Source organism: Pseudomonas sp. VI4.1 (assembly GCF_002029345.1).
In the GTDB taxonomy this organism is placed as follows: Bacteria; Pseudomonadota; Gammaproteobacteria; order Pseudomonadales; family Pseudomonadaceae; genus Aquipseudomonas.
This window is the reverse complement of sequence record NZ_MULM01000120.1, coordinates 1-13371: the sequence shown is the minus strand read 5'-3', so window position 1 is coordinate 13371 and position 13371 is coordinate 1. Positions and strand designations below refer to the sequence as shown.

General features: G+C 54.2%; 14 protein-coding genes. 12 read left to right on the top strand and 2 right to left on the bottom strand.

Annotated features, from left to right (window positions below):
- Positions 1-54: 54 nt before the first annotated feature.
- The 12 genes from gmd to BZ163_RS07750 all read left to right on the top strand — a co-directional run bounded on the left by gmd (position 55) and on the right by BZ163_RS07750 (position 11925).
- The gene (gene gmd / locus BZ163_RS07805; protein WP_128870449.1) at positions 55-1179 is read left to right on the top strand and encodes a GDP-mannose 4,6-dehydratase; all 1125 of its coding nucleotides are present in this window, start codon (positions 55-57) and stop codon (positions 1177-1179) included.
- 14 nt (positions 1180-1193) lie between these two features.
- Complete coding sequence (locus BZ163_RS07800; protein WP_371916793.1) at positions 1194-2159, top strand: GDP-L-fucose synthase family protein; 966 nt, start codon at positions 1194-1196, stop codon at positions 2157-2159.
- Positions 2159-3367 (top strand): glycosyltransferase WbuB, encoded by a 1209-nt coding sequence (locus BZ163_RS07795; RefSeq protein ID WP_128870447.1) that lies wholly within the window; start codon positions 2159-2161, stop codon positions 3365-3367. The genes BZ163_RS07800 and BZ163_RS07795 overlap by 1 nt, the downstream gene beginning before the upstream one ends.
- 2 nt (positions 3368-3369) lie before the next feature.
- The gene (locus BZ163_RS07790; protein ID WP_128870446.1) at positions 3370-3840 is read left to right on the top strand and encodes a GDP-mannose mannosyl hydrolase; all 471 of its coding nucleotides are present in this window, start codon (positions 3370-3372) and stop codon (positions 3838-3840) included.
- A 29-nt stretch (positions 3841-3869) separates the two neighbouring features.
- A complete protein-coding gene (locus BZ163_RS07785; protein ID WP_128870445.1) occupies positions 3870-5279 on the top strand; it encodes a mannose-1-phosphate guanylyltransferase/mannose-6-phosphate isomerase in 1410 nt (469 codons plus the stop codon).
- 42 nt (positions 5280-5321) lie between these two features.
- A complete protein-coding gene (galE, locus tag BZ163_RS07780) occupies positions 5322-6353 on the top strand; it encodes a UDP-glucose 4-epimerase GalE (RefSeq protein ID WP_256578967.1) in 1032 nt (343 codons plus the stop codon).
- Positions 6354-6509: 156 nt separating this feature from the next.
- Positions 6510-6812, top strand: coding sequence for a hypothetical protein (locus BZ163_RS07775; protein WP_128870444.1), 303 nt, complete (start codon positions 6510-6512; stop codon positions 6810-6812).
- 86 nt (positions 6813-6898) lie between these two features.
- Positions 6899-8002 (top strand): polysaccharide biosynthesis/export family protein, encoded by a 1104-nt coding sequence (locus BZ163_RS07770; RefSeq protein WP_128870443.1) that lies wholly within the window; start codon positions 6899-6901, stop codon positions 8000-8002.
- A gap of 14 nt (positions 8003-8016) precedes the next feature.
- Entirely contained in the window at positions 8017-8676 is a 660-nt protein-coding gene (locus BZ163_RS07765; protein WP_128870442.1) for a YjbF family lipoprotein, read from the top strand.
- Positions 8673-9446: a capsule biosynthesis GfcC family protein gene (locus BZ163_RS07760; RefSeq protein WP_128870441.1), complete on the top strand. Its 774-nt coding sequence runs from the start codon at positions 8673-8675 to the stop codon at positions 9444-9446. Before BZ163_RS07765 ends, BZ163_RS07760 begins: the two co-directional genes overlap by 4 nt.
- On the top strand, positions 9443-11536 hold the full coding sequence (locus tag BZ163_RS07755; protein ID WP_128870440.1) for a YjbH domain-containing protein: 2094 nt from the start codon (positions 9443-9445) through the stop codon (positions 11534-11536). The genes BZ163_RS07760 and BZ163_RS07755 overlap by 4 nt, the downstream gene beginning before the upstream one ends.
- Positions 11533-11925, top strand: a complete 393-nt coding sequence (locus BZ163_RS07750) for a VanZ family protein (RefSeq protein ID WP_128870439.1) — start codon at positions 11533-11535, stop codon at positions 11923-11925. The genes BZ163_RS07755 and BZ163_RS07750 overlap by 4 nt, the downstream gene beginning before the upstream one ends.
- 76 nt (positions 11926-12001) lie before the next feature.
- Here BZ163_RS07750 and BZ163_RS07745 read toward each other — a convergent pair whose 3' ends face one another.
- Positions 12002-12940, bottom strand: a complete 939-nt coding sequence (locus BZ163_RS07745) for an NAD-dependent epimerase/dehydratase family protein (RefSeq protein ID WP_128870438.1) — start codon at positions 12938-12940, stop codon at positions 12002-12004.
- A 319-nt stretch (positions 12941-13259) separates the two neighbouring features.
- On the bottom strand, positions 13260-13371 hold a 112-nt coding region (locus BZ163_RS07740; RefSeq protein WP_143510995.1), incomplete at its 5' end, for a transposase domain-containing protein.

Sequence of the window (13371 nt, the reverse complement as noted above, 5' to 3'; positions counted from 1 at the left end):
GCCTTGATCCACTCCCGTAGTGTTACCTTTCACTGATTGAACGAGTAAAGATAGATGACCAAAAAAAAAGCTCTTATCACTGGCATCACCGGCCAGGATGGCTCCTACCTCGCAGAATTCCTGCTGGAAAAGGGCTATGAAGTGCATGGCATCAAACGCCGTGCCTCCTCCTTCAATACCCAGCGTGTAGACCATATCTACCAAGACCCACACGTCGACAATCAGAATTTTATTCTGCACTACGGTGATCTGACCGATTCGTCCAACCTCACCCGCATCATTCAGCAGGTGCAGCCGGACGAGGTCTACAACCTTGGCGCCCAGTCTCACGTAGCCGTGAGCTTCGAGTCACCTGAGTACACCGCAGATGTGGATGCCATGGGTACTCTGCGCATTCTCGAGGCTATCCGCCTACTTGGGCTGGAGAAAAAGACTCGCTTCTATCAAGCCTCCACCTCCGAACTCTACGGTTTGGTGCAGGAAACTCCACAGAAGGAAACAACCCCTTTCTACCCGCGCTCGCCCTATGCAGTGGCCAAGCTTTATGCTTATTGGATCACAGTAAACTACCGCGAAGCCTATGGCATGTATGCCTGTAACGGCATCTTGTTCAATCACGAATCACCGCGCCGTGGTGAAACATTCGTGACCCGTAAAATCACCCGCGCCCTTGCCAATATCGGGTTAGGCCTGGAGCGATGCTTGTTCCTCGGCAATATGGATGCACTTCGTGATTGGGGCCACGCGAAAGATTATGTTCGTATGCAGTGGATGATGTTGCAACAGGAGCAACCGGAAGATTTCGTGATTGCTACTGGTGTGCAATATTCGGTTCGTGAATTTGTTCAGTGGTCTGCCGCCGAGTTGGGAGTTAGCCTCCGCTTCGAAGGCGAAGGTGTGGATGAACAGGGTATTGTCGAGCGCATTGACGGTGACAAGGCACCGGCGCTTAAGGTAGGTGATGTAGTAGTACGTGTTGATCCACGCTACTTCCGCCCTGCCGAAGTGGAAACGTTGCTCGGCGATCCTACCAAGGCCAAGACCAAGTTGGGCTGGGTACCGGAAATCACGGTGCAGGAAATGTGCGCGGAGATGGTTCGTGAAGATCTCAAGGTCGCGCAACGTCACGCCCTGCTAAAGCTGCACGGCCATGACTTGCCAGTGTCGACGGAGAACTAAGCGTGACCGGTATAATGAATCAGAACATTTTTGTTGTTGGACATCGCGGAATGGTCGGCTCGGCCATCGTCCGCCGCCTGCAGGTTTTGGGCTACAACAATATACTGACTGCCGGTCGCGACGAGTTGAACCTGCTTGACCAGAACGCGGTGCAGGACTTCTTCAGGGCAAACCGAATTGACCAAGTCTATTTGGCCGCAGCTAAGGTGGGTGGCATTCACGCCAACAATACCTACCCGGCGGATTTCATCTACGAAAACCTGATGATCGAGGCCAATGTCATCCAGGCCGCGCATTCCAACGACGTGCAAAAGCTGCTGTTTCTCGGCTCTTCCTGCATCTATCCCAAGCATGCGGAACAACCGATGAAGGAGGAGGCGCTGCTGACCGGCATTCTCGAGCCGACTAACGAGCCCTACGCCATCGCCAAGATCGCAGGTATCAAGCTGTGCGAAAGCTACAACCGTCAGCATGGCCGAGATTATCGCAGCGTGATGCCAACCAACCTGTATGGCCCGCACGACAACTATCACCTGGAAAACAGCCATGTGATTCCGGCACTGCTGCGCCGTTTCCACGAAGCGGTAAAACGCGGTGACGAGGAAGTAGTTATCTGGGGCAGCGGCAATCCGATGCGAGAGTTCCTGCATGTCGACGACATGGCTGCAGCCAGTGTGCATGTGATGGCGCTGGATAGCATGACCTATCAAACCAACACCCAGCCAATGCTTTCCCACATTAACGTCGGCACCGGCGTGGACTGCACTATCCGCGAGCTGGCGGAAACCATTGCCAAGGTTACCGGTTTCTCTGGGCTGTTGTGCTTCGATGCCAGCAAACCAGATGGCGCACCGCGCAAGCTGATGGATGTGTCGCGACTCAACGCGCTTGGCTGGCAGGCCATTATCAATCTGGAAGATGGACTGCGTGATGCCTACGACTGGTATGTCAACAACGTGGAAGAAGCACGGACGCACTGATGAAGATCCTGCTATACGGCATCAATTACAGTCCCGAGCTCACTGGCATCGGTAAATACAGCGGCGAAATGGCCTGCTGGCTGGCAGCTCAGGGACATGAAGTCCGAGTAGTGACGGCGCCGCCTTACTATCCGGACTGGAAGGTATGGCAAGGCTTCAGCTCCTGGCGTTTTTCTAAGCGTCAGGAAGCCGGTGTTACGGTCATTCGTTGCCCGCTCTATGTTCCTTCCCGTCCGACTGCAATCAAGCGCTTGCTACACCTGATCAGTTTCTCCCTGTCTTCGGCATTTGCGGTTTTGGCACAGCTGAGATGGAAGCCCGATCTGGTCATGCTTGTGGTGCCGACTATGTTTTGCGCACCTCAGGCTCTCGCCTTGGCAAAGCTGACAGGCGCAAAGTCGGTACTGCACATTCAGGACTACGAAGTGGATGCCCTGTTTGGCCTTTCTATCGTCAAAGGCGACAAACTCAAACGTTTCGCTTTTGCCTTTGAACGAGCGGTATTACGCGCATTTGACAGAGTATCTACAATTTCCAGTGGCATGCTGCAACGGGCGGAGCAAAAGGGTGTAGATAAAGAACAGCTGCGTTTCTTTCCGAACTGGTCGGAAACAGCCCGCTTCCACGATGTACCACGTAATGCACAACTGTTGAGCCGACTCGGTGTAGATCCGGCCAAGCGAGTGCTACTTTACTCTGGAAATATCGGCGAAAAGCAAGGTCTGGAATGTGTTATTGACGCCGCTGAACAGTTAGCAGAACGAACGGAGTTGGTCTTCTTGGTTGTTGGTGAGGGGGCTGGGAAAGCGCGCTTGCTGGATATGTGTCTGCAACGTGGGCTCAGTAATGTGATTTTTGCGCCTCTACAGCCCTATGAGGATTTACCGTCACTTCTGGCATCTGCAGATTGCCATCTGGTTATCCAAAAACGCGGTGCAGCAGATGCGGTTTTGCCATCCAAACTTACTAATATCCTGGCGGTGGGTGGAAATGCGTTGATAACCGCCGATCCTGATACAAGTTTGGGATTACTCTGTTCGGAGTATCCAGGCATCGCTACTTTGGTTGAACCCGAGTCGGTTCGCGCCTTGATTATGGGTATTGAAGCGGTTTTAGCTATGCCGGTACCAAACGTAATTGCCACCCGCTATGCGAGTGAGTTTCTTGACAAAGACCACATCCTGACACGTTTTCTGGCTGAGATTTAATCATGTGGCTCAGTGATGATTTGTTTCGCACCGTTGTTGCCTCAACACCATTAATTTCAATGGATCTGGTTGTACAAAACTCCCACGGAGAAATCCTTCTAGGCCAGAGGCTAAACCGACCAGCACAGGGCGTTTGGTTCGTTCCTGGCGGGCGCATCTTGAAAAACGAGACGATGGATGTAGCGTTTAGTCGATTGACCAAAGAGGAATTGGGCAAAGCCTTCCAGCGTAGCGAAGCTCGTATGCTAGGTGCATATGAGCATTTCTATACCAACAGCGTATTTGGCGATTCGGGCAACAGTCCGGACACCCATTACGTAGTACTCGCTTATCAGCTTGTTCTGGCGGAAGGCGAAGACCTGCAACCAACGAACACCCAGCATGATTCCTATCGCTGGTGGCCATTGACCGACGCGCAGGCGAGCGAAGAAGTACACGACAACACACGTGCCTATCTCGATGATCTGCGTTAACTCTTCGAACCATGCAAAGGACGCTTGAAATGTTTTTCCCGATAATCATGGCAGGTGGTTCCGGCTCCCGTTTGTGGCCGCTCTCGCGGCAACTCAATCCCAAACAGTTTCTCCCGCTGGCCGATGCCGACTTCTCCATGCTGCAGGCCACCATAAAACGGCTTGAGGGGCTGGACGCCGCGTTACCACGGTTGATTTGCAACGAGCAGCACCGTTTCCTCGCAGCCGAGCAAATGCGTCTCCTGGGGATGGAACAGGTCAATATCCTGCTTGAGCCAGTAGGCCGTAATACAGCGCCAGCTATAGCCTTGGCAGCTCTGCAGGCCTGCAACGATTCTGAAGATCCAGTATTGCTGATCCTGGCTGCAGACCATCTAATTCGGGATGATCAAGCATTCCAAGCCAGCATCCGGGCTGCCTTGCCATTGGCCCAAATTGGCAAATTGGTCACTTTCGGCATTGTTCCAACACATCCGGAAACCGGCTACGGTTATATCGAAAAAGGCGACAACATAGGTTCCGATGGTTTTATGGTGAGCCGTTTTGTCGAAAAACCCGACCAGCTAACCGCGCAGGAATACCTAGCTAGCGGCGACTATTTTTGGAACAGCGGAATGTTCATGTTCCGCGCCCGTCGTTATCTGGAAGAGTTAGAGCATTTCCGTCCCGATATTTTTGTGGCGTGTCGCGATGCTTTAGCGGGTGGTTCGCAAGACATGCACTTCACGCGTGTGGATCAGGCAGCCTTTACCGCCTGCCCGGCGGACTCGGTTGATTATGCGGTAATGGAAAAAACCTCTGATGCCGTGATGGTGCCACTGGACGCGGGCTGGAGCGATATCGGCTCTTGGTCGGCGCTCTGGGAAGTTAGCGAGAAAAACGAGCAGGGAAATGTCTTTAAGGGCGATGTACTTGATCAAAACTCACGCAATACATATGTGCATGCTGATAGCCGCCTTGTAGCAACTGTTGGCTTGGAAAACTTGGTAATAGTTGAAACTAAGGACGCGATACTGGTCGCCCATAAAGACCATGTACAGGACGTGAAGAAAATAGTCGAACAGTTGAAAGTAGATTCTCGCGGTGAGCATATCAACCATCGTGAAGTGTATCGCCCGTGGGGGACCTATGACAGCATCGACAACGGTCACCGATATCAGGTTAAACGCATTACGGTAAGACCGGGTGCAAAGTTATCAGTCCAGATGCATCATCATCGTGCAGAGCATTGGATTGTCGTTAGTGGTACCGCCAAAGTAACTAATGGTGAAAAGACCTACCTGGTTACGGAAAATCAATCGACTTATATTCCGATTGGGCAGGTCCACGCTTTGGAGAACCCAGGTGTCATCCCATTAGAGCTGATTGAAGTACAATCCGGCTCATACTTGGGCGAGAACGATATCGTACGCTTTGAAGATAAATATGGTAGGGCCTGATGCACGTACTGCCTCTATGACTTTTTGAATGGAAGCTATTTTTTGACTCAGAAGATTCTGGTTACCGGTGGCGCTGGTTACATTGGTTCCCACACCACCTTAGCTCTGCTCCAGGCTGGTTACGAAGTGGTTGTACTGGATAACCTTTGCAACAGTTCGCGGGAGTCACTTCTGCGAGTTGAAAAAATTTGTGGCAAAGAGCCTGTATTTGTTCAAGGCGATATCCGAGACCGCGAATTGCTCGATGATATTTTTTCCAGACATCGGATCAGCGCTGTCCTGCACTTTGCAGGATTAAAGGCCGTTGGAGAGAGTATTTGTAAGCCACTCTGTTACTACGACAACAATGTCAAAGGCAGTGTAACTCTTTGCCAAGCCATGGCTGCGGCGGGGGTATTTCGTCTTGTATTCAGCTCCTCCGCGACAGTCTATGGTGAACCGACGCAAATGCCGATCAACGAAGACTTCCAGACTGGGGTTCCAACCAACCCCTATGGTCGTTCCAAGCTGATGGTTGAGGAGTTATTAAAGGATTTAGCAAATTCTGACTCCCGTTGGAGTATCGCATTGCTGCGTTACTTCAATCCAGTTGGCGCACACGATAGCGGACTGATCGGTGAAGATCCAAATGGCATCCCCAATAACCTGCTCCCGTATGTTAGCCAAGTGGCAATCGGTAAACTTCCACAACTCGCGGTTTTTGGTGCCGATTACCCGACCCCCGACGGAACCGGCATACGCGACTATATCCATGTGGTCGACCTAGCTGAGGGGCATCTAAAAGCTTTGCAAGCGATAACTCAAAAAAATGGTGTAAATACCTGGAACCTAGGAACCGGAACCGGTTACAGCGTATTGGAAATGATCCGCGCTTTTGAAAAAGCTAGCGAGAAACCAGTACCGTTCGAAATAGTGGACCGTCGCCCGGGTGACATCGCCGAATGCTGGGCTGACCCTCGTAAGGCCGAACTAGAGCTCGGATGGAAGACGGAGCGAGGACTGCAGGAGATGATGGCCGATACCTGGCGCTGGCAACTGCTTAATCCTCAGGGTTATGCAACCAAGCGCCACTGAGAAAAAATTATCGTGTAGAGGCCGCCCCTCCTATATTTTCCAGCAGAAAAATTTCCAAAAAGCCTTGCCTTAACAGCTCTAGCTTGCATTACAGACACCTACTGCAATACTCTTATCCAATAACCCTCAGGGACTATCCTTTCAAGGAGCATGAACATGAAAAAGCTACTGGCCTTGGCCCTCGTCACCTCCATCAGTCTGCCTTTGATGGCTGCTGAAACAGCTCCTGCAAAAGCCCCTACCACAACTGCTACCGCACCTGAGGCGACCTCGGGCCTGTCCCTGTCGACGCCAATCGCAGGTGCTGTAACAGTTGGCACCGGTCTGGCCATTGGCGCGGGTCTTGTCGCTATCGGCGTCGCTGCCTCCAACAGCAGTGGTGGTGGTGGCAACGACGGTACTCCGGGCACTACTGGTGGTGGCACCTCGGGCACTTCAGGTACTACTGGCACTCGGTAACTCTCCCCGCTTAAAGTTCGATACGCTAACCTCCCAGCCCTGCTGGGAGGTTTTGTTTTGCCTTTTCCCTTCGAGCAATTTCGACAATGAATCGCGCGCTTCCCTTGGCCATGCTGGTTGGCCTGACCCTGCAAGGCTGCATTTTCTCCCCTGGTCAGCACATGGACACAGGCAATCTGGTACGTGAAGGTTCACCCGAAAGCAGCCGGATCGAGCTGGTTCCGATTACACCGAAGTTGGTGGCTATTGAAGCTGCCTCTGATCATTCGAACGCCGTAGCGCCGGAGTTGCTGCGCTACCAGCCGGCAGAATACCGAATTGGTGCTGGTGATCTTATTTACATCACTGTCTGGGACCACCCGGAGCTGACGGCGCCTTCCGGCCCACAGCAGCAAATTGAAGCGAACGGACGCCTGGTCCGCCCGGATGGCACGCTCTTCTATCCTTACGTAGGAACGATCGAAGCTGCCGGTAAAACTATCGAAGATCTGCGTTCGATTATTGCGTCCCGCTTGGCCAAGGTAGTCGCAGAGCCCCAAGTGGATGTCAGCATCCTGCGCTTTGTCAGCCAGAAGGTTATTCTTTCCGGTGCGTTCCTTAAAACTGGTCAGGTTCCAATCACCAATACTCCCCTGAGGCTATTGGATGCTATAGGACAAGGCTCAGTCGTGGCAGAATCTGCTGACATCTCAGGTCTGGTTCTCAAGCGCGACGGTCGTGAATACCTCATCGATCTTGATGCGCTCAATCGCAAAAACTCGAACCTGCAAAGCCTATATTTGAAAGACGGCGATCAATTGCACCTACCGTACAATGACCAGAAAAAGGTCTATGTGTTGGGTGAAGTTGTCGCAACGCGCGCCCTTATTTTCAAGGGCAGCAACATGAACCTCACCGATGCTCTTGGCAGTGTTGGCGGCTTGCGCCAGGAAACCTCCAGCGGTAAGGAGGTTTATGTAATCCGCGGGGTAGAGAATCTTGCGGATGAACCAGTCAAGGTCTTTCAGATTGATCTGAAATCGCCTTCGGCCTTCGCCCTTGCTCAGCACTTCAAATTGCAACCGCAGGATGTGGTCTATGTCGGCCCCGCCGATGTCACCCGCTGGAACCGCTTTATCAGCCAGGTATTCCCGACCGCCAACCTGTTGAGTACGGGTGTCGGTATTCAGGATGACTTGGGCAACAACTAAGAACTGGAATTCTTGTGAAATTTCTGCGACTGGCCACCCTATCGGTGGCCTCCTTGCTGGTGAGCGCCTGCAACCCGTTGATGACCGCTTCCATGGATACACTCAAGGCCGCTTTCGAAGGACCTGAGCCCCTGGAACTAACCCGCCAACAGGTGGATGCGACTCCGTACTACCAGATCACCATTGCCGCACCTACGGGTGAAGCAGTGATGGCGTTGGTGCGTCTTCAGGAAGGTGTAGGATTCTGGATGGCCTCGACTCGCCAGATCCTGATGTTTGAGGACGGCCTGGCCATCCGCAGTGTCGGCTTCAATGACAACCTCGATGGCACCCGCTTTGAAGGTGAATCCCCCTTCAAGACCGGTCTACACCGCATCGTCAATGGCCTGCAAACCCGTCGTCAGGTGGACTTTACCGACGGTTATCGGATGGGCGTGATCCTCACCAGCCGCTTTGAGAAAAAAGGCCTGGAAACCGTACACATCCTTGACCGCAATGTGGAGTTATTGCGCGTGGACGAAGAGATCGCAATGGACGGTCTGAGCTTTAGCGCGCGGAACCAGTACTGGGTCGACCCTGCCGACGGCTTCATCATGGCCAGTGTCCAGCACCTGACCCCCGAATTGCCCCTACGCATTGTTCAAGTGCGCCCGAATAAGCCGGTAGTGCAATGATTCTTCGTTCCTCCTGGCTGCTTTGTTGCAGCCTGTTCATGACGTTTGCCGTTAATGCTGAATCGCAGGTAACCGTGCAAGGCGATGCCACCAAACCCGGGCGTTACCCGTTCCAGGAAGGCACTCGCCTGCATGACGTTTTGCTGCCAGCCCAGGTTAGTCCGAAGGCTTACCTGCTCGGTGCTGCGTGGTTGCATGTCCCGCTGCGCAATGCGCAGGAGCGCCTGAAGTTGGGCGTACTCTTTGATCTTGCAACCATGCGAAGCAACGCGCTTCAGGATGACGAGACCGGGTTGGCAGCGCTCGCTGCGCGCCTGAGCGACAAAGTGCAAGCCATGCCGGTGACCGGTCGTAGGGTGGCCCAGCTCGATCCAGTACGGGTTGAACTGAACCGTGGTGACAACCCCTACCTGAGCAATGGTGATGTGCTGCTGTACCCTCCCCGTCCTACCACAGTAAGGGTAGTGGGCGCGGTGCTGGGTGAATGCGAGCTGGCGTACCAGCCTTTGCAGCCGGCCATCAGCTATCTGAAAAGCTGTCCGCGTGATCCTGGCGCCGACGCTGATCAGCTCTTTGTCATCCAGCCGGATGGGCGCGTTTTCCAGCAAGGTATCGCGCTCTGGAACGAAACTAAATCTGTACCGCCCGCGCCGGGAGCGCGTATTTATGTGCCGCTGCGCAGTAGCGCCAAGGGTGATCCTACGCCTGATCTGAACACCGAACTGGCCGCTTTCATCGCCACCCAGCCGCTGCTGGAGGTGAAGCCATGAAGTGTCATTTGATCCCTTGCCTGTTGCTTGGCTGCTGCACATGGGCGGTAGCCGAGCCGCGCTATACACAGAGCGACTTTGGTGGCGTAGGTTTATTGCAGACTCCCAGCGCGCGCATGGCGCCAGCTGGCGAACTATCTTTAACTGCCAGCCGTACTGATCCCTACAGCCGCTACAGCATGTCTTTTCAGCCCTTCAATTGGCTGGAAGGGTCGTTCCGTTACACCTCGATCAGCAACCGCGATTATGGTCCGGAATCCTTGAGCGGTAGCCAAAGCTACAAAGACAAGGCGATTGACGCCAAAATCCGCCTGCTTGAGGAAAGCCACTGGATACCGCAGGTCGCATTAGGCGCGCGTGACATTGGTGGTACCGGTCTGTTCTCCAGTGAATATTTTGTCGGTAACAAACGCCTGGGTAGTTTTGACCTGAGTTTGGGCCTTGCTTGGGGCTACATCGGTAACCGTGGAGATATCGACAACCCCCTAGGCTGGGTGGACGACAAGTTCGACGAGCGACCAACTCCAAACAACGATCAAGTGGGTGATTTCAACGGAAATACTTACTTCCGTGGCTCCCCCTCCTTCTTCGGCGGCGTGACCTACCAAACCCCTTGGGACCCGTTGTCGCTGAAACTCGAATACGAAGGCAACGACTACCAGCACGAGCCGCAAAGCAACAACCAAGTCCAGGACTCCCCGATCAACCTCGGCCTGGTGTTCAAAGCCAACGACACAGTCGACCTCCACGCCGCCTGGGAACGCGGCAACACCGCGATGTTCGGCATCACCCTGCACACCAACTTCGCCACCCGCAAAGCACCGACCAAAAGCTTCGACCCGAAGCCCGAACCCGTGCCGGATGTCAAACCAACGACCGCGCCCACCGACGTGCAATGGGCCGGTGTCGCCAAGCGCTTGCAGAACAACGCAGGCTATACCGTCTCGCGCATCACCCAACGCGATTCCGAGCTGATCGTCTACGGCGAACAGGGCCGTTATTTCCACACCCCGAAAGCCGTCGGCCGCGCCTCGCGCATCCTCGATAACAGCGTCAACGACAAGATCGACTGGTTCACCCTGGTCGATACGCGCTACAGCTTACCGGTCCAGGAAGTCAGCCTGCCCCGGGACACTTTCCGTGAAGTGGTTCAGGAAGACCGTCCGGTGGAAGACCTGCGCCGGGTCACCGAGCAGAACGTTCCTGTGCCGCATCAGGAAAAAACCCTGTTCGCGCAGAAGCCGGATCCGTTCACCTATGGCCTGGGCCTGGGTTACAAACAGAACGTCGGTGGCCCCGACGGATTCCTGTTGTACCAGTTCAGTGCGGACCTGAACGCGGAGTATCGCTTCCAGCCTGATTTGTGGTGGAGCGGCACTCTGAGCGCCAACTTGGCGAACAACTTCGACAAATTCAAGTACGACGCCCCCAGCGGCCTGCCCCGTGTGCGTACCGACCTGCGTCAGTACATGACGACCTCGGAAGTCACAATGCCGACCTTCCAAGTGAACAAGGTCAAACAGCTGGACCAGGACCTCTACGGCATGCTCTACGGCGGTTATCTCGAATCGATGTACGCCGGCGTCGGTGGTGAAGCGCTGTACCGTCCGATGGGCGAGCGCTGGGCCGTAGGCGTGGACATGAACTGGGTCAAGCAGCGCGATTTCAATCAAGGCTTCGGGCTGCGTGACTACAGTACGATCACCGGGAATGCCACTCTTTACTACCGCAGTTCGTTCCAGGACATCCTCGGCGCGCTCAGTGTCGGGCGCTACTTGGCCAAGGATTTGGGGGTTACCCTGGACCTGTCCCGCGAGTTCAGCAATGGCGTGCGGTTCGGTGGCTGGGTGACGGTCACCAACGCGACCAAGGAAGAGTATGGCGAGGGTAGTTTCGGCAAGGGTATTTATTTCTCGATTCCGTTCGATGAACTGATGTCCAGCTCCACCACCCGCCGCGCCTCACTGGCCTGGTCACCGCTGACCCGAGACGGTGGCGCTGCACTGGCTCGCAGCTACTCGCTGTACTCGCTGACGGAGCGTCGTAACATCGATCTGTTCCACAGCAACTTCTACAAGGTCACCGAATGAAACAGCGAATTCTGCGTGTCCTGCCCAAGCTGGCGTTTTTCGTGATCCTATTGGTACTGTGTTTCGCCGGCATGCGCGGCGAGCCGGTGCCTCAGGTGTACGAAAATCAGGACAAGCTGCATCACTGGGCGGGGTTCTTTTGTTTGACCGTGAGCGCCTTTTTGGCGTTCCCCAAGACCCGGCTGATCTGGTTGCTGTTGTGGCCGCTAGTGGGTTCGATGCTGATCGAGCTGGAGCAGAGCTTGATGCCGCTGCGCACCGCGTCCTTGGGTGACATGGTGGCTAATGCGCTGGGGGTTTTGTGCGGAATGGTGGTTATTCTGGCGTGGCGGGGCTACCAAACTATGAAGCTCAAAAAGCGCTCTCCGACAGGTATCGTAGAGCGCTAATCAAGTGCTTGGTTAAGGCTGGCCGCGTTATGGAAACAACGTGGCCAGATTCGCCGAACTTCGTTTTTTCAGCGGATCAACAAGCCTCACGTCCCAGCAATCTTGCTAGTCCAACACTCATCGCTGTTGGCTCAGCCATATCGAATCTCTCAAGTAGCCGCTGGTTGTTCGCTCGTGAATGGCGAATATCACCCGAACGCGCCGGACTGTGACTAACAGGCGGCAATTCTCCCAGAACCTCCGCCAACGCCCCGAGCATTTGCTTGAGCGTGGTGGCTTTGTTCATGCCTACGTTAATGGCGCCCTCTTCGACCTCCGGCGCTTCTATCGCCTGCGCTAACACGCCAACCAAATCTTCCACATAGACAAAATCGCGAGTTTGCTCGCCATCGCCAAAAATGGTGATGGGCAGACCTTTTTGTGCTCGCTCGCTGAAAATACTTATCACACCGGAATACGGCGAGGAAGGATCCTGACGCGGGCCAAAAATATTGAAAAAACGAAACACAACGGGCTCCAGTGCGTGCTGGCGCCGGTAGAAGTCGAAATAATATTCGCTCGCCAGTTTGTCCGAAGCATAAGGTGTCAGTGGGGCTTTAGGCGTGTCTTCGTCGATCGCGAAGCCTTCACCATTGTTGCCATATACGGCTGCGCTGGAGGCGAACACCACTCGCTTGATGTTGGCTTGGCGCATGGCTTCACAAACGTTCAGCGTGCCCACGAAGTTGCTTTGATGCGTACGCACAGGATCGTCAACCGAAGCCTGGACCGAGGCCACTGCTGCCAGATGCGCGACTGCTCGGCAACCAGCCATTGCTCGTGCAACGGTTGCTGCATCGGCAACATCGCCTTCGATCAACTCGACTCGTGGATTATCGAGCGGAAGGTTGCTGCGCTTGCCGGTAGACATGTCATCGAGAATTCGAACTGTGTAGCCTTTCGCAAGCAAGACGTCAGTCAGATGGGAGCCAATAAAACCGGCGCCCCCAGTGATTAAAACAGGACCGTTAGACATGATCAAAACCTATCAATAATTTCGGGACGATGGGTTACCTCGTCTCGAAGATGTTCCCTGGTTTCATTTGAAGCGCACACAGATGCGCTGTGGGTATTTAGAGCGGTAGTTAGAGAGACGCGTTGGAATGGTCAATTGTCCCACAAATGGCACTGTGAATTCGATGAACTCTCTGAAATTTTGTACCTTTTAAACGATCCCCCACGTGGGTGCCAGGTGTCCCCTTCAAAAGGCGAAAAAAACATCTGTCGTGCAGGAGAGCTCTCCCCCACACCGAACATAGCGCTGTGATCCGTGTATGGCAGTAAGCGAACGGGCATTACAGGTTGCGTAACGGCAGCCAGTTATGCGGCAACAACCCGGCGATCTCACTGGCGCGCTGGGTCGGCAGCCGCATCAGCACATCCTTGAGATAAGCATACGGATCATGC

Bases quoted from the DNA above. Each gene is read 5' to 3' on its own strand.
- gmd (WP_128870449.1), top strand. From the start codon at position 55: ATGACCAAAAAAAAAGCTCTTATCACTGGCATCACCGGCCAGGATGGC.
- BZ163_RS07800 (WP_371916793.1), top strand. From the start codon at position 1,194: ATGAATCAGAACATTTTTGTTGTTGGACATCGCGGAATGGTCGGCTCG.
- BZ163_RS07795 (WP_128870447.1), top strand. From the start codon at position 2,159: ATGAAGATCCTGCTATACGGCATCAATTACAGTCCCGAGCTCACTGGC.
- BZ163_RS07790 (WP_128870446.1), top strand. From the start codon at position 3,370: ATGTGGCTCAGTGATGATTTGTTTCGCACCGTTGTTGCCTCAACACCA.
- BZ163_RS07785 (WP_128870445.1), top strand. From the start codon at position 3,870: ATGTTTTTCCCGATAATCATGGCAGGTGGTTCCGGCTCCCGTTTGTGG.
- BZ163_RS07775 (WP_128870444.1), top strand. From the start codon at position 6,510: ATGAAAAAGCTACTGGCCTTGGCCCTCGTCACCTCCATCAGTCTGCCT.
- BZ163_RS07770 (WP_128870443.1), top strand. From the start codon at position 6,899: ATGAATCGCGCGCTTCCCTTGGCCATGCTGGTTGGCCTGACCCTGCAA.
- BZ163_RS07760 (WP_128870441.1), top strand. From the start codon at position 8,673: ATGATTCTTCGTTCCTCCTGGCTGCTTTGTTGCAGCCTGTTCATGACG.
- BZ163_RS07755 (WP_128870440.1), top strand. From the start codon at position 9,443: ATGAAGTGTCATTTGATCCCTTGCCTGTTGCTTGGCTGCTGCACATGG.
- BZ163_RS07750 (WP_128870439.1), top strand. From the start codon at position 11,533: ATGAAACAGCGAATTCTGCGTGTCCTGCCCAAGCTGGCGTTTTTCGTG.
- BZ163_RS07745 (WP_128870438.1), bottom strand. From the start codon at position 12,940: ATGTCTAACGGTCCTGTTTTAATCACTGGGGGCGCCGGTTTTATTGGC.